Origin of the sequence: Streptomyces flaveolus (genome assembly GCF_044765825.1) — a bacterium.
GTDB lineage: Bacteria > Actinomycetota > Actinomycetes > Streptomycetales > Streptomycetaceae > Streptomyces > Streptomyces flaveolus.
This window is the reverse complement of sequence record NZ_JBIWKU010000001.1, coordinates 176810-200849: the sequence shown is the minus strand read 5'-3', so window position 1 is coordinate 200849 and position 24040 is coordinate 176810. Positions and strand designations below refer to the sequence as shown.

19 protein-coding genes are annotated in these 24040 nt (G+C 72.8%); 13 read left to right on the top strand and 6 right to left on the bottom strand.

Going from position 1 to position 24040, the window contains the following annotated elements:
* Positions 1 to 16: 16 nt before the first annotated feature.
* Positions 17 to 1507: a phytoene desaturase family protein gene (locus tag ACIRG6_RS00875; protein ID WP_403320101.1), complete on the bottom strand. Its 1491-nt coding sequence runs from the start codon at positions 1505 to 1507 to the stop codon at positions 17 to 19.
* 483 nt (positions 1508 to 1990) lie between these two features.
* On the bottom strand, positions 1991 to 2620 hold the full coding sequence (locus tag ACIRG6_RS00870) for a TetR/AcrR family transcriptional regulator (protein WP_364677798.1): 630 nt from the start codon (positions 2618 to 2620) through the stop codon (positions 1991 to 1993).
* A gap of 185 nt (positions 2621 to 2805) precedes the next feature.
* Here ACIRG6_RS00870 and ACIRG6_RS00865 point away from each other — a divergent pair, with 185 nt between their 5' ends.
* The 3 genes from ACIRG6_RS00865 (at position 2806) to ACIRG6_RS00855 (ending at position 5021) form a co-directional block, all read left to right on the top strand.
* On the top strand, positions 2806 to 3372 hold the full coding sequence (locus ACIRG6_RS00865; RefSeq protein ID WP_364677800.1) for an SAV_6107 family HEPN domain-containing protein: 567 nt from the start codon (positions 2806 to 2808) through the stop codon (positions 3370 to 3372).
* A 131-nt stretch (positions 3373 to 3503) separates the two neighbouring features.
* Complete coding sequence (locus ACIRG6_RS00860; protein WP_403320099.1) at positions 3504 to 4331, top strand: class I SAM-dependent methyltransferase; 828 nt, start codon at positions 3504 to 3506, stop codon at positions 4329 to 4331.
* A 279-nt stretch (positions 4332 to 4610) separates the two neighbouring features.
* Positions 4611 to 5021, top strand: a complete 411-nt coding sequence (locus ACIRG6_RS00855) for a DUF3040 domain-containing protein (RefSeq protein ID WP_225633584.1) — start codon at positions 4611 to 4613, stop codon at positions 5019 to 5021.
* Between the two features lie 182 nt (positions 5022 to 5203).
* Here the strand turns inward: ACIRG6_RS00855 and ACIRG6_RS00850 are convergent, their stop codons facing one another.
* From ACIRG6_RS00850 to ACIRG6_RS00835, 4 genes are all read right to left on the bottom strand, one after another.
* Positions 5204 to 7546 carry a transglutaminase TgpA family protein gene (locus ACIRG6_RS00850; protein ID WP_403320747.1) on the bottom strand — a complete coding sequence of 781 codons (2343 nt, stop codon included), beginning with the start codon at positions 7544 to 7546 and terminating at the stop codon, positions 5204 to 5206.
* A gap of 109 nt (positions 7547 to 7655) precedes the next feature.
* On the bottom strand, positions 7656 to 9020 hold the full coding sequence (locus tag ACIRG6_RS00845) for a DUF58 domain-containing protein (RefSeq protein ID WP_364677802.1): 1365 nt from the start codon (positions 9018 to 9020) through the stop codon (positions 7656 to 7658).
* On the bottom strand, positions 9020 to 10093 hold the full coding sequence (locus ACIRG6_RS00840; protein WP_403320098.1) for an AAA family ATPase: 1074 nt from the start codon (positions 10091 to 10093) through the stop codon (positions 9020 to 9022). Before ACIRG6_RS00840 ends, ACIRG6_RS00845 begins: the two co-directional genes overlap by 1 nt.
* A 272-nt stretch (positions 10094 to 10365) precedes the next feature.
* A complete protein-coding gene (locus ACIRG6_RS00835; protein ID WP_359398412.1) occupies positions 10366 to 10914 on the bottom strand; it encodes a beta-class carbonic anhydrase in 549 nt (182 codons plus the stop codon).
* Positions 10915 to 11365: 451 nt separating this feature from the next.
* Here ACIRG6_RS00835 and rsmH point away from each other — a divergent pair, with 451 nt between their 5' ends.
* The 10 genes from rsmH to ftsQ all read left to right on the top strand — a co-directional run bounded on the left by rsmH (position 11366) and on the right by ftsQ (position 23808).
* Positions 11366 to 12298: a 16S rRNA (cytosine(1402)-N(4))-methyltransferase RsmH gene (gene rsmH, locus ACIRG6_RS00830; RefSeq protein ID WP_381688463.1), complete on the top strand. Its 933-nt coding sequence runs from the start codon at positions 11366 to 11368 to the stop codon at positions 12296 to 12298.
* Positions 12299 to 12356: 58 nt separating this feature from the next.
* Positions 12357 to 12818 (top strand): hypothetical protein, encoded by a 462-nt coding sequence (locus ACIRG6_RS00825; protein WP_318218203.1) that lies wholly within the window; start codon positions 12357 to 12359, stop codon positions 12816 to 12818.
* Positions 12815 to 14782, top strand: coding sequence for a peptidoglycan D,D-transpeptidase FtsI family protein (locus ACIRG6_RS00820; protein WP_403320097.1), 1968 nt, complete (start codon positions 12815 to 12817; stop codon positions 14780 to 14782). Before ACIRG6_RS00825 ends, ACIRG6_RS00820 begins: the two co-directional genes overlap by 4 nt.
* Before the next feature lie 187 nt (positions 14783 to 14969).
* Positions 14970 to 16490, top strand: a complete 1521-nt coding sequence (locus tag ACIRG6_RS00815; protein ID WP_403320096.1) for a UDP-N-acetylmuramoyl-L-alanyl-D-glutamate--2,6-diaminopimelate ligase — start codon at positions 14970 to 14972, stop codon at positions 16488 to 16490.
* A gap of 28 nt (positions 16491 to 16518) precedes the next feature.
* Entirely contained in the window at positions 16519 to 17934 is a 1416-nt protein-coding gene (locus ACIRG6_RS00810) for a UDP-N-acetylmuramoyl-tripeptide--D-alanyl-D-alanine ligase (protein ID WP_318218200.1), read from the top strand.
* On the top strand, positions 17934 to 19025 hold the full coding sequence (mraY, locus tag ACIRG6_RS00805) for a phospho-N-acetylmuramoyl-pentapeptide-transferase (protein WP_189228554.1): 1092 nt from the start codon (positions 17934 to 17936) through the stop codon (positions 19023 to 19025). The genes ACIRG6_RS00810 and mraY overlap by 1 nt, the downstream gene beginning before the upstream one ends.
* 8 nt (positions 19026 to 19033) lie before the next feature.
* Positions 19034 to 20440, top strand: a complete 1407-nt coding sequence (gene murD / locus ACIRG6_RS00800; protein ID WP_318218199.1) for a UDP-N-acetylmuramoyl-L-alanine--D-glutamate ligase — start codon at positions 19034 to 19036, stop codon at positions 20438 to 20440.
* Positions 20441 to 20516: 76 nt separating this feature from the next.
* Positions 20517 to 21887 carry a putative lipid II flippase FtsW gene (ftsW, locus tag ACIRG6_RS00795; RefSeq protein ID WP_364677811.1) on the top strand — a complete coding sequence of 457 codons (1371 nt, stop codon included), beginning with the start codon at positions 20517 to 20519 and terminating at the stop codon, positions 21885 to 21887.
* A 6-nt stretch (positions 21888 to 21893) separates the two neighbouring features.
* Entirely contained in the window at positions 21894 to 22988 is a 1095-nt protein-coding gene (murG, locus tag ACIRG6_RS00790; protein ID WP_225633676.1) for an undecaprenyldiphospho-muramoylpentapeptide beta-N-acetylglucosaminyltransferase, read from the top strand.
* A 25-nt stretch (positions 22989 to 23013) separates the two neighbouring features.
* Positions 23014 to 23808, top strand: coding sequence for a cell division protein FtsQ (gene ftsQ / locus ACIRG6_RS00785; RefSeq protein WP_365020628.1), 795 nt, complete (start codon positions 23014 to 23016; stop codon positions 23806 to 23808).
* The last annotated feature ends 232 nt before the right edge of the window (positions 23809 to 24040 follow it).

Genomic DNA, 24040 nt, shown 5'->3' with positions numbered 1-24040 from the left:
CCGGCCGTCCCGCCGGTCACTGAGAGCCCCGGAAGTCCGGTCCTTCCACGACGAGTCCGGCGACCAGCGCGCCCGACATGCCCGCGTGCGGCAGCCCGCCGCCGGGATGCGACCAGCCGCCCGCCGTGAACAGCCCCGCGAGAGCCGTGCTGTTGCCCGCGTGCAGCAGCCGGCCGCCCGCCGCCGCCAGCGCCGGGGCCGGAACCGCGCCGCCCGCCGCTCCGGTCTCCGCCGCGATGTCGGCAGGGGTGCGCACCTCCTGCCACAGGAGACGGTCGCGCAGCCCCGGCACGGCCCGCTCGGCGACAGCGACGAGGCGCTCGGCACCGCCCTCGGCGTCGGCGCCGGAGGGCACCACCGAGCTGAGCGTGACCGCCTCGTGGTCCGGGCCGGGGACCAGCCCCGGGTCGTCGGGCCGCAGGATGGTGACGGTCGGACCCGCGGGCGCACCGGGCGCGGCACCGAACAGGGAGTCCAGCTCGCCCGCGCGGTCCCGGGCGTGCACCACCGTCCGGTGCGCCGTGCCCTCGGGACGGCCGCCCCGCAGCGCCAGCAGCACCGTGACCCGGCTCGCCGCCCCGCGCTGCGGCGGAACCCCGCCCGCACCGCGCACCACCGTGTCCCCGGCGAGGCGGTCCAGCACGCCGGGCGCCACACCGGCGACCACGAACTCCGCCTCGGCCACCTCACCGCCGGCCAGCTCCACGCCCGCCACCCGGCCGTCCTTCTCGACGATCCCCGTGACCTCGGTGTCGAAGCGGAACTCGACCCGGCGCTCCTGGCACCGCTCGTACACCGCCCGCGCCAGCTCCCGCAGACCGCCGCGCACGTACCACATGCCGAAGGCGTGCTCCATGTACGGCAGCACGGCCGCGTTCGCCGGGACGGTCCGCGGATCGAGGCCGTACGCGAGCGCGTGGCTCTCCAGCAGGGCGGTGAGCCGGGGGTCCCGCAGCTCCCACGCGGCGACCTCGGCGAGCGTGCCGGCCCGACGGGTGCGCAGCAGCCGCTTGTGGGGGACCGCCGGGTAGGGCTCGCGTTCGGCCAGCACCTGCCAGTCGGGCCACAGGGGCTCCTCGAGGAGCGGCCGGCGCGTGCGGTCCCAGGCCTCCCGGGCCCGCACCAGCAGGTCGCCCCAGCGCTGCCCGGCCGGTGCGCCGAGCGCCTCGTCCAGGGCGGCGACCACACCCGCCCGCGAGGCGTTCGGCAGCGAGACCTCCGTGCCGTCCGCGAACACGTGCCGTGACGACGGGTCGACCTGGACCAGCTCGACGCGGGACTCCAGCGGCTCCTTGCCGGTCTTGACGAACAGGTCGCGCCAGACCGCGGGCAGGGGCAGCAGGCCGGGGCCGGTGTCGAAGGAGAAGCCGTCCCGCTCGAAGCGGCGCACCGCCCCGCCGTACGTCCCGGTCCGCTCGTACACCGCCACCCGGTGGCCCGCGACGGCCAGCCGGGCGGCGGCCGCCATCGCGCCCATCCCGGCGCCGATCACCGCAATCCGTGCCATGCCAGGGACTTTATCCGCCGCCACCGACAGCCCGGTCCGAGGGGCCGTGAGGGTCCCGGGCGGCCCCCGGCCCGCACGGCTGCTGCCGTACCGCGGGCCTCGCTGAGTACCCCGACGGGCGTGCGGGTGACCGGTCGGTGCGCCGCCCCGGTGGGCACGGCCGCGCAGGACTGAGTACCCGTACCTAGCCGAGGAGATGAGTACGCGCGCGGATGGGCCCCGACCTGCGATGACGAGAGAGTTGGGGCACGGAGAGGGGCACGGCTCCGGCACCGGCGACACGGGGCGCCGGAACGGAGCCGGGCCCGCGATCCGCTCCTTCCGCCGGCCGCGGCCGGCGGAAGCGAGGCACGGGGGATCCCGGGGGACGACCGAGAACGGGGGCCCACGGGGGGACGTACGGGGGAGAAGGCGCCGGTCCGACGGTGGCCCGCGGGGGACGCGGCCACCACGGACCGGCGTTCTTCGTGGCCGGCCCGCGTGTCAGCCGCAGCCGGTCACCCGCCCCTGGAGCAGCCGGGACAGGGCCGCGTGCACGTCGTCGAGGGAGCGCTCCGGCTGGAACGACTTCCAGTCCAGCGCCGCCACCAGGACCATGCCGACCAGCGCGGCGGCGGTCAGCGGCACGTCGATCTCCTCGCTGAACTCACCACCGGCCACCCCGTCGCGCAGCACGTCCTCCACCACCGCGACGGCCTGCTGCCGGACCACCAGCAGCGTCGACTGCCAGGCCCGGTTGGTCCGCCACAGCTCGGCCACGTACAGCTGGGTGAAGGCGGGGTAGCGGTCGATGAAGACCAGCCCGGCGCGGATCATCGCGTCCAAGGCGTCGACCCGGCCCCGGCCCTCCCGGGCCGTGCGCTCCGCCGCCTCCCGCAGCGAGGCCGTCAGGAGCCCGACACCGTGCCGCAGCAGCTCCTCGAAGAGGACGGACTTGCTGGCGAAGTTGTAGTAGACCGTGCCCTTCGCGACGCCGGCGCGCTCGGCGATCTCGTCCACGGTGGTGGCGGAGAAGCCCTGCTCGGCGATGAGGGTCACGGCCGCCTCGTAGAGCTTCTGCCGGGTGGCCTCGCGCCGGCTGCTGCCCGGCGAGGCGGTGCTGCTGCTTTCCATGACCCGATTCTCACAGCCCCCTGCCCGGCACGGTGACCGCAGGGCCCGGCGGCTCAGCGGGCCCCGAACACACGATCGCAACAAAAGTCCAGGTCGGAACGGATTGTCAGTGGCATACCGCACGATGGGCACATACGGCACCTCCTGCCAGGGCGTGCCGTCACGGAGACGACAGGAGGATCGTCATGGCCCACTCGTCCGCAGCCGCCGCCCGGCGGCCCCGCGCAGCCGGCCCTGCCCCCTCACTGAACGGCCCGGCGAGCGACGTGCACCCCGTGCTCCGCCGGTCATCCGCCCCGCCCGCCGCCCTCGACCTGCTCGCCCAGGCCCGCGCCGGGCTGGAGGAGGCCGGCGTCCTCGAAACACCGAACGAGCGGTACGCGACGGCCCACCTCGCCGCCCTGCGCACCGCCGCCGCCGTGCTCGCGGCGCGCGGCCGGCCCGAGACCACCCCGCGGGCCCGGGCCCGCATCCGGAGCGCCTGGGAGGTGCTCCCCGAGATCGCGCCCGAGCTCGCCGACTGGAGCGCGCTGTTCGCCTCGGGCGCCGGGCGCAGGGCCCGGGCCGAGGCGGGCATCCAGGGAGCGGCGGGCAGCCGGGACGCCGACGACCTGATACGCGACGTGTCGATGTTCCTGCGCATCGTGGAGCGGATGCTCGTCCTCCAGCCGGTCCTGCCCCAGCCCCGCCCCGACACGGAGACGCAGCACCCGGGCCGTGCGCCGGCGGCGGGCGGCGGGTACCCGGAGTGACCGGCCGGCGCACCGGAGGCAATAGGGTGGGAGACGCCTGAAGCCTGCCCCTTCCCGCACCCGGGCCGGGGGAGGCAGCCCGTTCGCTCCGCCCCTGCCAGAGGCGGTGCCGCGCCGAGGAGTCAACTGCCGTGTCGGACCCGATGCGCCCGCCCGCCTCCCCCCACCGCGCCCAAGCGGCGTCGCTGCGCTCCGACCCCTCCCGGTCCCGCGCCGCCCTGCGCACCGCCGTGGTCTGGGAGGTCCTCCAGGACGCCCTCGACCGCCGGGTCAAGGCCACGGGCCGCCAGGCGCTGGACGTCCTGGACACCGGCGGCGGCAGCGGCAACTTCGCGGTGCCCCTGGCCCGCCTCGGTCACCGCGTCACCGTCGTCGACCCCAGCCCCAACGCGCTCTTCGCCCTGGAGCGCCGGGCCGCCGAGGCCGACGTCGCCGACCGGGTACGGGGCGTCCAGGGCGACGTCCACGGCCTCTTCGACGTCGTCGAGCGCGGCGGTCACGACGTGGTGCTGTGCCACGGCGTCCTGGAGTACGTCGACGACCCCGCGGAGGGCGTCCGCAACGCGGTGGCCGCCCTGCGCGCCGAGGGCGTCCTCAGCCTGCTCGCCGCCGGTCTGGGCGGCGCCGTGCTGGCGCGGGCCCTCGCCGGCCACTTCACGGAGGCCCGGCAGGCACTCGACGACCCGGACGGCCGCTGGGGCACGGGCGATCCGATGCCCCGCCGGTTCACCGCGGAGCAGCTCACCGGCCTGGTCGAGGACGCGGGGCTCCGGGTCGTCGGCGTGCACGGCGTGCGGGTCTTCGCCGATCTCGTCCCCGGGGTGCTGGTGGACACCGAGCCCGGCGCCCTGGACGCGCTGCTGGGGCTCGAGGCCGCGGCGGCCGAGCTCGCCGCCTTCCACTCCGTGGCCACGCAACTTCATGTGCTCGGTGAGACGCGGGGGACCGAGGAGGCCTGAGCGCCGACTCGGGAGGTAGGCCGCTGATCAGGGCCGCGGCTGCAGATGGAGTACGCCACAGGCCCCCCGAACGGGGGCCCGGCGCCGTATGATCGAGGGAGACCGCCCGGCATGACGGGTCGGCCGCTGGGGAATGGGAATGTCAGCGAGCCGGCGCGGCCATGACGGAGTCCGGTTGGCCAATTGGCGTAGAGGGGCGGGTTTCACGGGGGCGATTCCCTGCCTATCCTGAAGGGACCCCCCGGGTCGCCCCGGCGACTGCACGATGAGGAGGACTCCGTGCCGCTCTCGGAGCACGAGCAGCGCATGCTCGAGCAGATGGAGCGAGCGCTGTACGCCGAAGATCCCAAGTTCGCGTCGGCGCTCGAGGGAAGCGGGCTGCGTACGTACACCCGGCGGCGGGTCTACCAGGCGGTCGCGGGCTTCCTCGTGGGAATTGCGCTCCTCATGGCCGGTATGGTCGCCAAGCAGGTCTGGCTCAGCGTGGTGGGTTTCCTCGTCATGCTGGGCTGTGCGGTCCTCGCCGTGACCGGCTGGCGCAAGGCTCCCAAGCCGGGCGAGCAGCCCGCAGCGGGAGCCGTGGGCGCCGGACCACAGGCAGGCCGCCAGGCGCGGCAAAGACGCTCCATGATGGACCGCATCGAGGAGCGCTGGCAGCGGCGCCGGGACGAGCAGCAAGGCGGTCAGTAGCCGGCTCTTGGCCCACCACGACAGTCGCGTGAGGGGGTGACCACCGAATCGGTGGTCACCCCCTCACGCGTTTCGCTGTCCCCTCACGCGTGCGGCTGCCCCTTCTCTCAAGGCGCGGCACCGGCACCGGGCCCGGACCGTCGGGTGACGGCCGGACCCGGTGCCTCTTCCGCTCGGGAGACTCAGCCCTGCTGCCCCGACGCCTTCCGCAGCGTCGGCCGGGCCGCCGAGACCCGCCGCTTCAGGGCCGCCCACCGGGCGGACGCGGCCCAGACCACCCGGACGGTGGAACGCGGGGCGAACCGCGCGCGCAGGGCCGTCCCGCGGCTGACCGTGGCCCGCAGGCCCGCGCTCACGCGGTGCACGTCCTCCGTGAGCCCCGCGGCCGGACGCGGCCGGGGCGCGTAGAGAACCTGTTCCACGGCGTCCGCCACCCGGTGCACCCCGGCCGCCGCGGCCGCGTCGAGCTGCCCGAGCCGGACGATCCGGGCCGCCGCCCTGCGCGGCGTCTGCGACTCCTCCGGCGGGATACCGAAGTCCCAGGCCGTGTCGGTCAGCTCCTCCCACACCGCCAGGACGTGCGGCACCGCGTCCGCCTCGCTCCGCCCGTGCGCCCCCAGCCGGACCGACCGGATCCGCATCCGCCACAGCATCGGTGCCAGCGGAAGCACCAGTACCGCGAGCCCGCCCAGCGACCAGGCCAGGACCGCGTACCACTTCGGTCCGCCGCCGCCCGCGACCGGCACCGCCGCCGCCGACTCACCCGGGCAGGCCTCCAGCTTCCTCTGCTGGGCCGAGCAGCTCTCGCTCGTCGAGGGCGCCGCCGACGGCTCCGACGTCGCGTCCCGGGACGGCAGCGCGGGGTCGGGGACCGCGTTGCCCGGCGTGTTCTCCACCGTGTAGGAGGGCACCGAACCCCGCGTCGGCGTGGGCTCGAACCGGGTCCAGCCCACCCCCTCGAAGTACAGCTCGGGCCAGGCGTGCGCGTCCCGCAGCCCCACTGACACCGAACCGTCCGCCTGCGGGGAGCCCGGCGCGAACCCGACCGCGACCCGCGCCGGAATGTCCAGGGAACGGGCCATCGCCGCCATGGCGAACGAGAAGTGGACGCAGAAGCCCTGCTTGTCCTTCAGGAAGCGGGCGATCGCCTGCGAACCGCTGCCGACCTGCACCTGGGTGTCGTACTCGAACCCACCGGTGATCGCGAAGTACTCCTGGAGCGCGACCGCCTGCTCATAGGGGTTCGACGCCCCCTCGGTCACGTCCCGGGCGGTCTGCGCCACCACCGGCGGCAGCGAGTCCGGCAGCTCGGTGTACTCCCGCCGCAGGGCCGCCGGCGGCCGCGGTGCCGCGGCCAGCTGCTCCGCCGTCGGCCGCACGTCCAGGCTCCGCACCTCGTACGTCAGCCCGCGTGTGTTCTGGCCGTGGTCGCCGACCAGCGTCATGCCGACGGGCTCGTAGCGCCAGTTGCCGCCGATCCGGACGCCGCTCGGCGGGTACGGCATCGGCAGCCAGTCCTGGGCGTACCAGTCCGCGGCCGAGATCGTGGTCTCGGTCTCCACCCGCTCGATGTCGGGGCCGAGGCCGGCCGGCGTGGGGAAGGTGCCCCCCGGCACGGCGGTGATGGTGCGCTTGGACGGCTTCCAGGTGCTGCCGTCGAAGTCGTCCAGGGACACGATCCGCAGGTACAGGCCGGAGATGTCGCTCGAGTCGGTCTTCACGGACAGGACCTGGCGGTCCTCGTCGACGTTGAGACTGTCGCGCAGGGAGACCAGCGGGTTCACCGCGGAGATCGTGCCGCCGCCCCCGGTGCCGGAGCCGACGCCCGTCCCGGCGCCGTCCAGCAGTCCGCCGTCCATCGCGGGCAGCGCGAGCGGCACCGCCAGGGCCACGCCCAGTGCCAGCGCGCCGATACGGCGCCCGGTGCGCACCGGGGCCACCGCGCCGCCGCGGTCGCCGCCCGGCAGGCGCGGTGCCCCGCCGAAGACCCGGCCCCACTGCGAGAGCCGCTCGCGGCCCTCGGCCAGCAGCAGCATCAGATAGCCGGCCGCCGCGACCAGGAACCACAGCCAGTCGGCGGAGCCGTCGGACAGCCCCGCGGCCACGGAGTACAGCGCCAGCAGCGGCAGCCCCGCCGGGGCCGCGCTGCGGAAGGTCACCGCGAGGGTGTCCACCAGCAGGCCGATCACCAGCACGCCGCCGACCAGCATCAGACGGATGCCGTCGGAGCCGAGCGGCGCGGGGATCGCGTAGCGCGCGATGTCGTCGCCGCCCTGCCGCAGCAGCTCGGCGAAGTGCCGGAAGGCCTCCGGACCGGGGATCAGCCCGGCGAGGGCCTGCTGACGGGCGAAGTCCAGGGTGAGCAGCATCAGCCCGACCACGGCCTGCGCGGCGATGGTCAGCGGCCGGGCCAGCGGCACGCGGCGGGCCGCCGCACCCACCCCCGACTGGACCGCCAGCAGGACCGCCGCCTCCAGGATCCAGAAGGCCGGGTCGACCAGGGGCAGCAGCGCGCACGCCGCCATCAGCGTGGCCCCCCACGCCCACAACGCCAGCCGTGCCCGCCCGCTCACCACGCCCCCTCTTCACGACGCGTCGCCGCCCGACCCCGCGGTGCCGGTCGTGGCCGTCCGCTCATCGTGTGCCCTCCCGGCCGCTCGCCGCCGCGAGGCCCGTGCGCTCCCGGTCCGCCAGCCGCCACAGCTCCTCCAGGCCGGCGCCCCGTGGCACGCCCACGGCGCTCCAGCCCGCCTCGCGCAGCATCCGCAGCCGCTCCCCGCTCCCGTCCGACGGGCCGGGCACGTCGGAGGGTTCCCGCCGCCACGTCTCGCTGTCCAGCACGAAGGCGACGGCGCCGCCGCTGCGCTGCCGCATCCTGGCGGCCACGGTGGCCTGCTCCTCGTCCAGATCGCCGAAGAACGCCACCAGCAGCCCCTCGTTCCCGCCGCGCAGCACGTCGTAGGACCGGGACAGGCCCGTGCCGTCGGAGTGGTCGATCACGGCGAGGGTGTCCATCATCAGCCCGGCCGCGTCGGCCGTCCCCTGGCTCACGCCCGCGAACCCGTCGGCGCCCTCACCGGGCACCGAGTCACCGGTGTCGGTGAGCAGCCGGACGGAGTACCCGCGCTCCAGCATGTGCACCAGCACCGATGCCGCGCCCGACACGGCCCACTCGAAGGCCGAGTCGGGGCCCGCGCCCTCGAAGGCCGCGGCCCGGGTGTCCAGGAACACCGTGCACCGGGCGCGCTGCGGCTGCTCCTCGCGGCGCACCATCAGCTCCCCGTAGCGCGCGGTGGAACGCCAGTGCACGCGGCGCAGGTCGTCGCCGTAGCGGTACCCGCGCGGAATCACGTCGTCCTCGCCCGCCAGTGCCGGCGAACGCTGCCGCCCGTCGCCGTACCCCGTCGCCTCGCCGCTCAGCCGCACCGGCGGCAGCGGCTCCACGCGCGGGATCACGGTCAGGTCGTCGTACGTGGAGAAGGACCGGGTCAGCTCGCACATGCCGAACGGGTCGGTCAGGCGCAGCTGGAGCGGGCCCAGCGGATAGCGGCCCCGCAGGTCGGAGCGGACCCGGTAGGACACCTCACGGCGGCCGCCCGGCTCCACCCGGTCGAGCACGAAACGAGGGCGCGGCCCGAGCACGTAGGGCACCCGGTCCTGGAGCATCAGCAGACCGGTGGGCAGCCGCGAGACGTTGTCGATGCGCAGATGGACCCGCGCCTCGCTGCCCGCGGGCACCCGCCCGGGGGAGAGGCGGCGGCTGCCCGCGACCCGGTAGCGGGTGCGGTAGAGCACCGTCGCGCACACCAGCGGCAGCACGCCCAGCAGCAGCCCGACCCGCAGCAGGTCGTCCTGCCCGAGCACGAACGCGCAGATCGCGGCGGCGACGCCGGCGGCCAGGAAGGAACGCCCGCGGGTGGTCAGTCCCGCCAGGGCGGTGCGGACACCGCCCGCCTCACCGCGGTCGCCCTCCGCCCGGCCCGTCCCCCCGGCGTCCATCACAGCCTCCGCGGCGGCTGCTGGCCGTACGCCGGCTCACCGCGGCCCATGCCGTAGCCGGTCTGCTGCTGGGGCGCCGCGGGCACCGGGGTGCGCTGCAGGATCTCCTGGACGACCTGCTCGGCCGTACGGCGGTTGAGCTGGGCCTGGGCGGTGGGCAGCAGGCGGTGCGCCAGGACGGCGACGGCGAGCGCCTGCACGTCGTCGGGCAGCGCGTACTCCCGGCCGCTCAGGGCGGCGGACGCCTTCGCCGCGCGCAGCAGATGCAGCGTGGCGCGCGGTGAGGCGCCGAGTCTGAGATCCGGGTGGGTCCGCGTCGCGGCGACCAGGTCCACCGCGTACCGCCGGACCGGGTCCGCGACGTGGACGCCCCGGACCGCCTCGATCAGCTTCAGGATCTCGTGCGCGTGCGCCACCGGCTGAAGGTCGTCCAGCGGGTTCACCCCGCCGTGCACGTCCAGCATCTGCAGCTCGGCGTCCGGGCTGGGATAGCCGATGGAGACACGGGCCATGAAGCGGTCGCGCTGGGCCTCCGGCAGCGGGTAGGTGCCCTCCATCTCGACCGGGTTCTGCGTCGCCACCACCATGAAGGGGGCGGGCAGCTCGTAGGTCTGGCCGTCGATGGTGACCTGGCGCTCCTCCATCGACTCCAGCAGCGCGGACTGCGTCTTCGGCGAGGCGCGGTTGATCTCGTCGCCGATGACCACCTGGGCGAAGATCGCGCCCGGCTTGAACTCGAAGTCCCGGCGCTGCTGGTCCCAGATGGACACCCCGGTGATGTCCGAGGGCAGCAGGTCCGGCGTGAACTGGATCCGCCGCACGGAACAGTCGATCGACCGCGCCAGCGCCTTGGCCAGCATGGTCTTGCCGACTCCCGGGACGTCCTCGATCAGCAGATGTCCCTCGGCGAGCAGCACGGTCAGCGAGAGCCGTACGACCTCGGGCTTGCCCTCGATCACGCCTTCCACCGAACCACGCACCCGCTCGACCACGGCGGTCAGATCATCCCCCACGCTCGAATACGCTCGCGCGGGGGCGCCCCCATGGCTCGCCTGATCGTCATAGGTCGTCACCCGGCCCTCCTCGGCCTTGCCCCGCGCTCCCTGGGAAGCGAGGGGTACCCCAGCATTCCTGGCCGGCCCCGTACGGCCGGCCGGCCCACCCCGAATCACGGGCGCCGCGCGGAAACAGTTCCGCGCGACACCACTTCCCCGCATTCTTGCCGCCGTTACCGATTCGTGTCACTCGCCTGTGGACAACTGACCTCGATATGTCGGGTCTTACGACCTTTGCGGGTCTTGCGCGGCGGGGACGGCCGGCACGGGAGCGGCCGAGGCGGCGAGGGTCAGGCGGGCGTGACCTCGCTCAGCCGGCCCGTCTTCACGTCGAAGACGAAACCGCGCACGTCCTCGGTGTGCAGCAGGAACGGTGAGGTCCGCACCCGCTCGATCGACTGGCGGACGTCCTGCTCGACGTCCCGGAAGGACTCCACCGCCCACACGGGACGCTGGCCGACCTCCAGCTCCAGGTCGTGCCGGAACTCCTCGGTGATGGTCTCCATGCCGCAGCCGGTGTGGTGGATGAGGACCACACTGCGGGTGCCCAGCGCCCGCTGGCTGATGGTGAGGGAGCGGATCACGTCGTCGGTGACGACACCGCCCGCGTTGCGGATGGTGTGGCAGTCACCGAGGTGGAGGCCGAGCGCGGCGTGCAGGTCGAGCCGCGCGTCCATGCAGGCCACGACCGCGACGCGCTGGACCGGGCGGGCGTCCATCCCGGGGTCGGTGAACGCGGCGGCATAGCGCTCGTTCGCCTCGACGAGCCGGTCGGTGACGGTGCTGTCGCCGACTATGGCGGATTCTGAGCCTGCGGGAACCGATGCGGAAGTCGTCATAACCATGACGTTACTGGCCGCTCCTGCCCCGGGCCCGCTGTGAAGAGGGACAAAGAACGCCATCACGGCTTGTTGTGAGCCAATCCACAGCGCGTGAGAATGCGCCTGTACGGGTGAAAAGCCCCGTCGCACCGGTTTGCGGACGCCGGCGTCCGCGACGCGCAGGCCGGTTGATTGACCGGGCGACAGGGTGGACTAAAGTGACGCGAAGCGGGAGGCGAAGCTCTCCCTGCTGGACTGAACACCCCGGAGACCTGGGCGATGTCCCACCAGATCTCCCCACGTGCGCGGCGCGTACGTACGGCTCGGCCTCCTCCCGCTCCTGGCCGGCTGACGCTTCCGGCGCCGGCAGGCCTCCCCTTCACGAGCGAGCGGGAGGGGACCCGGCGGTGCGTGACGCCGTGCCGGACCCGAGAGGCCGCCCCACTTGAGCCAGAGTCGACACGTCCCGGTGATGCTCCAGCGGTGCCTGGACCTGCTGGCACCCGCCCTCCAGGAGCCGGGAGCCGTGGTGGTGGACTGCACGCTCGGGCTCGGCGGGCACAGCCAGGCGCTGCTCGACCGCTTCCCCGAGGCCCGTCTCGTCGCCCTCGACCGGGACAAGGAGGCCCTGCGCCTGTCCGGCGAGCGGCTCGCCCCGTACGGGGAGCGCGCCACCCTGGTGCACGCCGTCTACGACGAGCTGCCCGAGGTCCTCGACCGGCTCGGCGTCCCCCGCGTCCAAGGCGTGCTGTTCGACCTCGGCGTCTCCTCCATGCAGCTCGACGAGGCCGACCGGGGCTTCGCCTACGCCCAGGACGCCCCGCTCGACATGCGCATGGACCAGACGACCGGCATGAGCGCCGCCGAGGTCCTCAACACCTACCCTCCGGGCGAGCTCGTGCGCATCCTGCGGGCCTACGGCGAGGAGAAGCAGGCCAAGCGGATCGTCTCCGCGATCGTGCGGGAGCGCGAGAAGGAGCCGTTCAGCAACAGCGCCCGGCTGGTGGAGCTGATCCGCGCCGCACTGCCGCAGGCCGCCAAGCGCACCGGGGGCAACCCGGCCAAGCGCACCTTCCAGGCCCTGCGCATCGAGGTCAACGGCGAACTGTCCGTCCTGGAACGGGCGATCCCGGCCGCCGTCGAGGCGCTCGCCGTGGGCGGACGGATCGCCGTGCTGTCGTACCACTCCCTGGAGGACCGGCTGGTCAAGCAGGTGTTCGCGGCCGGTGCCGCCACCACCGCGCCGCCCGGACTGCCCGTCGTCCCCGAGCGCTACCAGCCGCGGCTCAAGCTGCTCACGCGCGGTGCCGAACTTCCCACCGAGGAGGAGATCGCGGAGAACCGGCGGGCGGCACCGGCACGGCTGCGCGGAGCCGAGCGGGTCAGGGAGTCCATCGGGTGAAACGAGTGAGGCAGGCCAGGCGGGTGCGGGTGTGTCACCCGGACCGAGGGGAGGGCGAGTGAGCGGGAAACCTCAGCTGAAGGGGAGGGCCGCCCGGCTCGCCCGGCTGCTTCCGCCCGGCGGCGGACGCCAGGCCGCCCGGGCACCCTTCGTCCTCCTCGTCGTGCTCCTGCTGGGCGGCGGTCTCATCGGGCTCCTGGTCCTGAACTCCGCCCTGAGCGAGGGCTCGTTCCAGCTGGACGACCTCGAACGGGAGACGAAGAGTCTCACCGACGAGGAACAGGCGCTGCAGCGGGACATCGACTCCTACTCCGCTCCGCAGGCCCTGCAGTACCGCGCCCGCGAACTCGGCATGGTGCCCGGCGGAGATCCCGCCTTCCTCGCCCCCGACGGCACCGTCAAGGGCTCGCCCAGCCCGGCGGCGGTCAACACCGTCCCGCTCGTCCTCGCCCCGGAGGCGCTGATCGCGCGGTCCGCCCCGGCGGTCCCAGCCACCCCGACCCCGACTCCCGGCAGGTGACGGAAGTGTCCGACAGGGAACCGCCGCGCCGCCGTGTGCCCGGACCCGCGAGGCCCGTCCGTCCCGGTGCCCGGCGGCAGCCTGGACCCGGCGCCCGCCCGGCCCGCCGGCCCGGCCCGCCCCGGGCGCGCGCCCCCCGCACCATCCGGCTGGGCAGCCCCCGGCCCCGGCTGCGCATGATCGGCCTCGCGCTGACCCTCGTCCTGGCCGCCTTCGTCGTACGCCTGCTCCAGGTGCAGGCCGTCGACGCCGGCACCTACGCCGCCAAGGCCGAGCAGAACCGCTACGTCGTGCACACCCTGACCGCCGACCGCGGCGGCATCACCGACCGCAACGGCGTGGCCCTCGCGACCACCGTGGACGCCTACGACATCACGGCCGACCCCACGATGTTCACCCGCGAGGCACTGAAGATCGGCGACGGCCCCGAACAGGCGGCGGCGCTCCTCGCGCCGATCCTCGGCACGGACCAGCAGGAACTGGTCGACCGGCTCCGCCCGGCGAACAAGAAGCTGCGCTACGTCCGGCTCGCCCAGCGGCAGACCCCGCAGGTCTGGAACCAGATCAAGGACCTGAAGGCCGCGCTCGGCAAGAAGGCCGAGACGGACAAGTCCGCCGTCAACGTCCTCGCGGGCGTCCTCGCCGACCCCAGCAGCAAGCGCGTGTACCCGGCCGGCGACCTCGCCGCCGGCGTCCTGGGCTGGGTCGGCGCCGACGGCAAGGGCGGCGGCGGCCTCGAACGGCAGCTCAACGAGACGCTGGCCGGCAAGGACGGCGAGATCCGCTACGTGCAGTCCGGCGGACGCCAGGTGCCCACCGCCGGCGCCTCCGAGACGCGCGCCGTACCCGGCAGCGACGTCGAGCTCACCATCGACCGCGACATCCAGTGGGCCGCGCAGGACGCCATCAGCCGGCAGGTGGAGGAGTCCAAGGCGGACGGCGGCTACGTCATCGTCCAGGACACCCGCACCGGCGAGATCCTGGCCATGGCCAACTCACCCGGCTTCGACCCGGGCGACCTGGCCCACGCGAACCCCGAGGCGCTCGGCAACGGTGCCCTCCAGGACGCCTTCGAGCCCGGCTCCACCGCCAAGGTGCTGTCGATGGCGGCCGTGCTGGAGGAGAACGTCGCCACGCCGGCGACCCACATCACCGTCCCCAACCGGCTCAAGCGCGGCGACCGGCTCTTCAAGGACGACATCGACCACCGCACCTGGTACCTCACGCTCAACGGCGTGCTCGCCAAGTCCAGCAACATCGGCACGATCATGGCCACCGGCGAGCTGGGCAAGACCCAGCAGGAGGCCAACAGGGTGCTCTACTCCTACCTGCGCAAGTTCGGCCTCGGCGACTACAGCGGGCTCGGCTTCCCCGGCGAGACCAGGGGCATCCTCGCGCCGCCCGACCAGTGGTCGACCTCGCAGCAGTACACGATTCCTTTCGGCCAGGGCGTCTCCGTGACCGCGCTCCAGGCGGCCTCCGTGTACTCGACGATCGCCAACGGCGGCGTCCGCGTCGAACCCACGCTCGTGCGCGGCACCAAGGGGGACGACGGACACTTCACCCCGGCTCCCGAGCCCAAGAAGACCCGTGTGGTCAGCGAGAAGACCGCCAAGACCCTCGCGCAGATGCTGGAGTCCGTCGTCGACGACGAGGAAGGCACCGGCACCAAGGCGCGCATCCCCGGCTACCGCGTGGCGGGCAAGACGGGCACGGCCAACCGAGTGGATCCGGCCACCGGCAAGTACAACGGCTACACCTCGTCGTTCGCCGGGTTCGCCCCCGCCGACAAGCCCCGCGTCACCGTCTACTGCGCCATCCAGAACGCCACCGCGGGCAACTACTTCGGCGGCCAGATCTGCGGCCCCATCTACAAGCAGGTCATGGAGTTCGCGCTGAAGACCCTTCAGGTCCCGCCGACCGGGGCCGCACCCGCCAAGCTTCCGGTCGACTTCAAGCCCTGACCGGCCGAGAGATCCCCGCACTCAGCCAGCACCGAGCCACCAGGAACCATCCGTGACAACGATCACCCCGGATCCCGGGAACCAGAGCAGCCCCCGCCCCTCACTTCGCCCGGAGGCGGGTGGGCCCGGTACGCTCACCGCCGTGCCACACGCTGATCAGTCCCAATCCACCCAGAAGGGCCACCCCGTGACATATCCGGGACCGCCCCGGCCGGTGCAGGTCTCCGCCACACCCCTCGCGGAACTCGCCGATCAGCTGGGTGTCACCGCGCCGGACAGCACCGCGGGGGTCACGGGCATCACCCATGACTCCCGCGCCGTCCGCCCCGGTGACCTGTACGCCGCCCTCCCCGGAGCCCGCGCCCACGGCGCCGACTTCGTCACCCAGGCCGCCGGACTCGGCGCCGCCGCCGTGCTGACCGACCCGGCCGGCGCGGAACGCGTCGCCGCCACCGGGCTGCCGGCGCTCGTCGTCGACGACCCGCGTGCGCGGATGGGCGAACTGGCGGCCACGATCTACGGCCACCCCGGCCGCGATCTCCTCCAGATCGGCATCACCGGCACCTCCGGCAAGACCACCACCGCCTACCTCGTCGAGGGCGGCCTGCGCACCGCGCGGACCACCGGCCTCATCGGCACGGTCGAGATGCGCATCGGCGACGAACGCATCAAGTCCGAGCGCACCACGCCCGAGGCCACCGACCTCCAGGCCCTGTTCGCGGTCATGCGCGAACGCGGCACCGAGGCGGTCGCCATGGAGGTCTCCAGCCACGCCCTGGTGCTCGGCCGGGTGGACGCCTGCGTCTTCGACGTGGCGGTGTTCACCAACCTCAGCCCGGAGCACATGGAGTTCCACTCCGGCATGGAGGACTACTTCCAGGCCAAGGCGCAGCTGTTCACGCCGGAGCGCAGCAGGCTCGGGGTCGTCAACACCGACGACGAGTACGGCCGCCGGCTCGTGAACGAGGCCACGGTCCCCGTCGTCACCTACTCCGCCGAGGGCCACCCCGACGCCGACTGGCGCGCCGAGGACGTCACGGTCGGACCGATGGACTCGACGTTCACCGCGGTAGGCCCCAAGGGCGAGCGGATCACCGCCAGGTCGCCCCTGGCCGGTCCCTTCAACGTGGCCAACACCCTCGCCGCGATCGCCGCCCTGGCCGCCGCCGGCCTCGACCCGCAGACCGCGGCCGACGGCATCGCCGCCGTGCCGGGCGTGCCGGGCCGGCTGGAGCGCGTGGACGAGGGCCAGCCCTACCTCGCGGTGGTCGACTACGCCCACAAGACCGACGCGGTCGAGTCCGTGCTGCGGGCCCTGCGCAAGGTGACCGGGGGGAAGCTGCACGCCGTGCTCGGCTGCGGCGGCGACCGGGACACCACCAAGCGGGAGCCGATGGGCGCCGCCGTGGCCCGGTTCGCCGACACGGCCGTACTGACCTCCGACAACCCCCGTTCCGAAGACCCCCTGGCCATCCTCGCCACCATGCTGCAGGGCGCGGCGTCCGTGCCCGCGCACGAGCGCGGCGAGGTCCAGGTCTTCGAGGACCGGGCCGCCGCGATCGCCGCCGCCGTCGCCCGGGCCCAGCCCGGAGACACCGTGCTGGTGGCGGGCAAGGGCCACGAGCAGGGCCAGGACATCGCCGGAGTGGTCCGCCCCTTCGACGACCGCCAGGTGCTTCGCGAAGCCATCCGGAAGACCCAGGGATGAAAATCCTGAAGACCCAGGGGATGAACTTGTGATCGCCCTCTCCCTCGCCGAGATCGCAGAAGTCGTCGGCGGGCAGATGCACGACATACCGGACGCGTCCGTCGAGGTCACCGGACCAGTGGTCCGGGACTCCCGGGAGGCCGGGCCGGGCAGCCTCTTCGTCGCCTTCGTCGGCGAACGCGTGGACGGCCACGACTTCGCGTCGGCGGTCGTGGAGGCGGGATCGGTGGCCGTGCTCGGCTCCCGCCCCGTCGGCGTGCCCGCGATCGTCGTGGACGACGTCCAGGCCGCCCTCGGTGCCCTCGCCCGCCACGTCGTACGGCGCCTCGGCACCACCCTCGTGGCCCTCACCGGATCCGCCGGCAAGACCAGCACCAAGGACCTCATCGCGCAGGTCCTCCAGCGCAAGGCGCCGACGGTGTTCACACCGGGCTCGCTCAACAACGAGATCGGGCTGCCGCTGACCGCCCTCACCGCCACCGACGAGACGAAGTTCCTCGTCCTGGAGATGGGCGCCCGCGGCATCGGCCACATCCGCTACCTCACCGAACTCACCCCGCCGAGGATCGGCCTCGTCCTCAACGTCGGCAGCGCCCACATCGGCGAGTTCGGCGGCCGGGAGCAGATCGCCCAGGCCAAGGGCGAACTCGTCGAGGCGCTTCCGCCGGCCGAGGAGGGCGGCGTCGCGGTCCTCAACGCGGACGACGCCCTCGTACGCGCCATGTCCTCCCGTACGAAGGCGAAGGTGATCCTTTTCGGAGAGTCCGACGAAGCGGACGTTCGCGCCGAGAACGTGCGACTCACGGACAGCGGACAGCCTTCCTTCAGCCTTCACACACCCTCCGGTGCAAGTGATGTGACCATGCGCCTGTACGGTGAGCACCACGTGTCGAACGCGCTCGCCGCGGCCGCCGTCGCCCACGAGTTGGGCATGTCCGCAGACGAGATCGCCACCGCGCTCTCCGAGGCGGGCTCCCTCTCCCGCTGGCGGATGGAGGTCACCGAGCGCCCGGACGGCGTGACGGTCGTCAACGACGCCTACAACGCGAACCCCGAGTCCATGAAGGCCGCGCTGCGTGCGCTGGTCGCCATGGGCAAGGGACGCCGGACGTGGGCGGTGCTCGGCAAGATGGCCGAGCTCGGGGACGAGGCGCTCGCCGAGCACGACGCGGTCGGACGGCTCGCCGTCCGGCTCAACGTCAGCAAGCTCGTCGCGGTCGGGGGCAGGGAAGCCCGATGGCTGCAACTGGGCGCATATAACGAGGGTTCGTGGGGTGAGGAGTCGGTGCACGTGTCCGACGCACAGGCGGCGATCGACCTGTTGCGCAGCGAGTTGCGCCCGGGGGACGTCGTACTCGTGAAGGCGTCCCGTTCGGTGGGGCTGGAGAGCGTCGCCACGGCGCTGCTCGAGACCGGCGCCGAGGGTGAGGTCGCCGCCCGATGATGAAGCAGATCCTGTTCGCGGGAGTCATTGGCCTCTTCCTGACCTTGGTCGGCACCCCGCTGCTGATCAAGCTGCTGGCCCGCAAGGGCTACGGCCAGTACATCCGCGACGACGGCCCGCGCGAGCACGCCAGCAAGCGCGGTACGCCGACCATGGGTGGTATCGCCTTCATCCTGGCGACGGTCATCGCCTACTTCCTGGCCAAGGTGATCACCGGCTACCTGGACGAGGAGGCCGACGCGGGGCCGACCTTCTCGGGTCTGCTGGTGCTGGGCCTGATGGTCGGCATGGGCCTGGTCGGCTTCCTCGACGACTACATCAAGATCGTCAAGCGGCGTTCGCTGGGCCTGCGGGCCAAGGCGAAGATGGCCGGCCAGCTCATCGTCGGCATCGCCTTCGCGGTCCTCGCGCTCCAGTTCGCGGACAACCGCGGCAACACCCCGGCGTCCACCAAGCTGTCGTTCATCACCGACTTCGGCTGGACCATCGGCCCGGTGCTGTTCGTGGTCTGGGCGCTGTTCATGATCCTCGCCATGTCGAACGGCGTGAACCTCACCGACGGCCTCGACGGGCTCGCCACCGGCGCCTCCGTCCTGGTCTTCGGCGCCTACACCTTCATCGGCGTCTGGCAGTTCCAGGAGTCCTGCGCCAACGCGCTGACCCTGACCAACCCGGGCGCCTGCTACGAGGTGCGCGACCCGCTCGACCTGGCGGTGGTCGCCTCCGCGCTGATGGGTTCCTGCCTCGGCTTCCTGTGGTGGAACACCTCGCCGGCCAAGATCTTCATGGGCGACACCGGTTCGCTCGCGCTCGGCGGCGTGCTGGCGGGTCTCGCGATCTGCTCGCGCACCGAACTGCTGATGGCCATCCTCGGCGGCCTGTTCGTCCTGATCACCATGTCGGTGGTCATCCAGGTCGGCTCCTTCCGCCTCACCGGCAAGCGCGTCTTCCGGATGGCGCCACTTCAGCACCACTTCGAACTCAAAGGCTGGTCCGAGGTCCTTGTCGTGGTCCGTTTCTGGATCATCCAGGGCATCTGCGTGATCGTCGGACTCGGCCTCTTCTACGCGGGATGGGCAGCGGACAAGTGACCTCCTCGGTGCCTTCGGAATTCACGGGCAAGCACGTCACCGTCGCCGGGCTGGGCGTCTCCGGCGTCCCGGCGGCCAAGGTCCTGCACGGCCTCGGCGCGCACGTCACCGTCGTCAACGACGGCGACGACGAGCGCGCGCGGACGCAGGCGGCCGAACTCGAGGCGCTCGGTGTCACCGTGCGCCTCGGCGACGGCGACACGCTCCCCGAGGGCACCGAGCTGATCGTCACCGCACCCGGCTGGAAGCCGGACAAGCCGCTGTTCGCCGCGGCCCACCGGGCGGGCGTCCCGGTCTGGGGCGACGTCGAACTGGCCTGGCGCCTGCGCGGCCCCGACGCCGCGCCCTGGCTGGCCGTCACCGGCACCAACGGCAAGACGACCACCGTCCAGATGCTGGCCTCCATCCTGAAGGCGGCCGGCCTGCGCACGGCCGCCGTCGGCAACATCGGCGTCTCCCTGCTGGACGCGGTCACCGGCGAGGAGGAGTACGACGTCCTCGCCGTGGAGCTGTCCAGCTACCAGCTCCACTGGGCGCCCTCCCTGCGCGCCCACTCGGCCGTGGTCCTCAACCTCGCCCCCGACCACCTCGACTGGCACGGCTCCATGGAGGCGTACGCCGCCGACAAGGGCCGTGTCTACGAGGGCAATCGCGTCGCCTGCGTCTACAACGTCGCCGACAAGGCCACCGAGGACCTGGTCCGCGCGGCCGACGTCGAAGAGGGCTGCCGGGCCATCGGCTTCACCCTGGGCACCCCCGGTCCCTCCCAACTCGGCGTCGTGGAAGGCATCCTGGTCGACCGCGCCTTCGTGGAGAACCGGCAGAAGAACGCCCAGGAGCTCGCCGAGGTCTCCGACGTCAACCCGCCGGCCCCGCACAACATCGCCAACGCCCTTGCCGCGGCGGCCCTCGCCCGCGCCTTCGGCGTCTCCGCGGCCGCCGTCCGCGACGGACTGCGGGCCTTCACGCCCGACGCCCACCGCATCGCGCACGTCGCCGACGTCGACGAGGTGGCGTACGTGGACGACTCCAAGGCGACCAACACCCATGCCGCCGAGGCCTCGTTGGCGGCCTACGAGTCGATCGTGTGGATCGCGGGCGGACTGGCCAAGGGCGCCACCTTCGACGAGCTTGTCGCGGGCGCGGCCAAGCGACTGCGCGGCGCCGTTCTCATCGGCGCCGACCGCGCGCTGATCCGCGAAGCCCTGGCGCGACACGCCCCGGAAGTACCCGTCGTCGACCTCGACCGGACCGACACTGGGGCGATGCTCCAGGCCGTCCAGGAGGCCCGGCGGCTCGCGCGGCCCGGCGACACGGTGCTGCTGGCTCCGGCCTGTGCCTCCATGGACATGTTCACCAACTACAACAAGCGCGGTGACGCGTTCGCGGAAGCCGTTCGCGAACTCGGCGCCTGACCCGGCCGCTCCTGCGCCGGGTGATCTCGGGAGGGACGCGTGGGACGGTCCAGGCCGATGTACAGCGGAGGCCGCGATGCCCGGTAGCCGCACCGGACGTCCGCCCGTGCAGCGGGCCGTCAAACGGCCGCCCGCGTCGGGGCCGCCGCACGAGAACCCGGTCCTCGGCCTCTATCTCCGTCTCCGCCGCGCCTGGGACCGGCCACTGACCTCCTACTACCTGATCTTCGGCGGCAGCCTGCTGATCACCGTGCTCGGCCTCGTGATGGTCTACTCGGCCTCCCAGATCACCGCGCTCCAGCTCTCCCTGCCGGGCTCGTACTTCTTCCGCAAGCAGTTCCTGGCCGCCCTCATCGGCACCGGGCTGCTGGTGGCCGCGATGCGGATGCCGGTGAAACTGCACCGGGCACTGGCCTACCCCATCCTCGCCGCGGCCGTCTTCCTGATGATCCTCGTGCAGGTGCCGGGGATAGGGATGGCGGTCAACGGCAACCAGAACTGGATCTCCCTGGGCGGCTCCTTCCAGATCCAGCCGAGCGAGTTCGGCAAGCTCGCCCTGGTGCTGTGGGGCGCCGACCTGCTCGCGCGCAAGCAGGACAAGAAGCTGCTGACCCAGTGGAAGCACATGCTCGTGCCCCTGGTGCCGGCCGCCTTCATGCTGCTCGGGCTGATCATGATCGGCGGCGACATGGGGACGGCGATCATCCTCACGGCGATCCTCTTCGGTCTGCTGTGGCTGGCGGGCGCGCCCACCCGGCTGTTCGCCGGCGTGCTCTCCGTCGCCGCGCTGCTCGGCGTGCTCCTCATCAAGACCAGCCCCAACCGCATGGCCCGGCTGAACTGCATCGGCGCCACCGACCCCGGACCGGGCGACTCCTGCTGGCAGGCCGTGCACGGCATCTACGCCCTCGCCTCGGGCGGACTGTTCGGATCCGGGATCGGCGCCAGCGTGGAGAAATGGGGCGAACTCCCCGAAGCTCACACCGACTTCATCTTCGCCGTCACCGGTGAGGAACTGGGCCTGGCGGGGACGCTGTCGGTGCTCGCCCTGTTCGCGGCTCTAGGCTATGCGGGTATCCGCGTGGCCGGACGCACGGAGGACCCCTTCGTCAGGTATGCCGCGGGAGGCGTGACCACCTGGATCACGGCCCAGGCCGTGATCAACATCGGTGCGGTCCTCGGGCTGCTGCCGATCGCCGGTGTCCCCCTCCCGCTGTTCTCCTACGGAGGATCCGCCCTGCTGCCGACCATGTTCGCCATCGGTCTGCTCATCGCCTTCGCCCGCGACGAGCCCGGTGCGCGGGCGGCGCTTGCGCTGCGGCAACCTCGCTTTGGTAGAAAGCGGGGAACGGGGGGAACCGGGGGCTCCGGGCCCAAACGGAACCCCCGGAGTCGGAACACGATGCGACGGCGTGCCTCGGCGGCGCGCTCGTCCGGAGAGCGGTGAATTTCGGTGCATGTCGTACTCGCCGGCGGAGGAACCGCGGGCCACATCGAGCCCGCGCTCGCCCTCGCGGACGCCCTGCGCAGGCAGGATCCGACCGTGGGCATCACAGCCCTGGGCACGGAACGCGGTCTGGAGACCCGGCTGGTGCCCGAGCGCGGATACGAGCTGGCGCTGATCCCGGCCGTCCCGCTGCCGCGCAAGCCCACGCCCGAGCTGATCACCGTCCCGGGCCGGCTGCGCGGCACCATCAAGGCGGCCGAGCAGATCCTGGAACGCACCAAGGCGGACGCCGTGGTCGGCTTCGGCGGCTACGTCGCGCTGCCCGGCTACCTGGCGGCCAAGCGGCTCGGCGTGCCGATCGTGATCCACGAGGCCAACGCCCGGCCCGGACTGGCCAACAAGATCGGCTCCCGGTACGCCGCCCAGGTCGCCGTCTCCACGCCGGACAGCAAGCTGCGCAACTCCCGCTACATCGGCATCCCGCTGCGCCGCTCCATCTCCACCCTGGACCGGGCCGCCGTACGGCCCGAGGCCCGGGCCGCGTTCGGCCTCGACCCCAATCTGCCCACGCTGCTGGTCTCCGGCGGCTCGCAGGGCGCCCGGCGCCTCAACGAGGTGGTCCAGCAGGTCGCGCCGTGGCTCCAGCAGGCCGGCATCCAGATCCTGCACGCGGTCGGCCCGAAGAACGAACTGCCGCAGGTCCACCAGATGCCGGGGATGCCCCCGTACATCCCGGTAAGTTACCTGGACCGGATGGATCTCGCGTACGCCGCGGCCGACATGATGCTCTGCCGCGCGGGCGCGATGACCGTCGCCGAACTCTCCGCCGTCGGACTCCCGGCCGCCTACGTCCCGCTGCCCATCGGCAACGGCGAACAGCGGCTGAACGCCCAGCCGGTGGTGAAGGCCGGCGGCGGACTGCTGGTCGACGACGCGGAACTGACGCCCGAGTGGGTGCAGCACAACGTCCTGCCCGTGCTCGCCGATCCGCACCGGCTGTACGAGATGTCCCGCGCCGCCGCCGAGTTCGGCCGCCGGGACGCCGACGACCTCCTCGTCGGCATGGTGTACGAGGCGATCGCCGCCCGCGCACACCGCTGAAGACGCATGACGGAAGGCAGGGAGCGTGGCCGGACCGACCACCGCCGAACGCGGTGAACGCCAGCAGGAGTCGTCCGGCCCGCCCGGCACCGGGCGGTTCAGGCCGTCCCGTCTTCGTACGATCATCATCCTGGCCGTCGCTCTCGTGCTCGCCGGAGGCGTGACGCTCTGGGTGCTGTACGGGTCGAACTGGCTGCGCGTGGAACGGGTGTCGGTCTCCGGCACCCGCGTCCTGACGCCGGACCAGGTCCGCGAGGCCGCCGACGTGCCCGTCGGGGACGCGCTGGTCTCCGTCGACACCGAGGCGATCGAGGCCCGGCTCAGCCGGAAATTGCCCCGCATCGACGAGGTCGACGTAGTGCGTTCCTGGCCCGACGGAATCGCGTTGAAAGTGACCGAACGCACCCCGGTTCTGGTGGTGCAAAAAGGCCGAAACTTCGTGGAAGTGGACGATGAAGGCGTCCGCTACGCCACGGTTTCCGGGGCGCCGAAAGGCGTGCCCGCACTGAAATTGGAGCCCGCGCGTTCGGGTCCGGCCGCGGCGAGTCTGCGCCGTTTCGGCGAGGACCGTCTGGTGCGCGAGGCGGTACGGGCCGCGGGTGCCGTACCGGACGCGGTCGCGCGGCAGACCCGCCTGGTCAAGGTCCGTTCCTACGACGACATCTCGCTGGAGCTGGGCGACGGCCGGACCGTGGCCTGGGGGAGCGGCGAACAGGGCGAGCGGAAGGCCAGGGTGCTCACCGCGTTGATGAAAGCGACGCCCGGCGCACGGTACTTCGACGTCAGCGTGCCCACCGCCCCCGCGTCATCGGGGAGTTGACGGGTATACGTGCAGGCCAGCACCCTGGTTGGGCAGCGCTACGGCTGATCACATAGGGTGAAAAGAAAAACGGGAGGTTCGGCGTGTTCGTTGAACGCGCGCCACTTGTCGACTTAGTGTCCTGTTCAGAAGACTTCAAGGAACAGACACACTGGTAACCCTAAACTTCAGCGTTAGGGTTCGGGTCGGCGCTACGGACCGTCCCATTCGGCATCAGTCGTCGGGTCGCGGG

What these genes read in the sequence shown, in the direction of transcription:
- ACIRG6_RS00870 (WP_364677798.1), bottom strand. Translation starts at nt 2,620, where the DNA reads ATGGAAAGCAGCAGCACCGCCTCGCCGGGCAGCAGCCGGCGCGAGGCC.
- ACIRG6_RS00835 (WP_359398412.1), bottom strand. Translation starts at nt 10,914, where the DNA reads ATGACGACTTCCGCATCGGTTCCCGCAGGCTCAGAATCCGCCATAGTC.
- ftsW (WP_364677811.1), top strand. Translation starts at nt 20,517, where the DNA reads ATGCCCGGTAGCCGCACCGGACGTCCGCCCGTGCAGCGGGCCGTCAAA.
- mraY (WP_189228554.1), top strand. Translation starts at nt 17,934, where the DNA reads ATGAAGCAGATCCTGTTCGCGGGAGTCATTGGCCTCTTCCTGACCTTG.
- ACIRG6_RS00865 (WP_364677800.1), top strand. Translation starts at nt 2,806, where the DNA reads ATGGCCCACTCGTCCGCAGCCGCCGCCCGGCGGCCCCGCGCAGCCGGC.
- ACIRG6_RS00850 (WP_403320747.1), bottom strand. Translation starts at nt 7,546, where the DNA reads ATGGCGGCGTGCGCGCTGCTGCCCCTGGTCGACCCGGCCTTCTGGATC.
- ACIRG6_RS00875 (WP_403320101.1), bottom strand. Translation starts at nt 1,507, where the DNA reads ATGGCACGGATTGCGGTGATCGGCGCCGGGATGGGCGCGATGGCGGCC.
- ACIRG6_RS00845 (WP_364677802.1), bottom strand. Translation starts at nt 9,020, where the DNA reads ATGGACGCCGGGGGGACGGGCCGGGCGGAGGGCGACCGCGGTGAGGCG.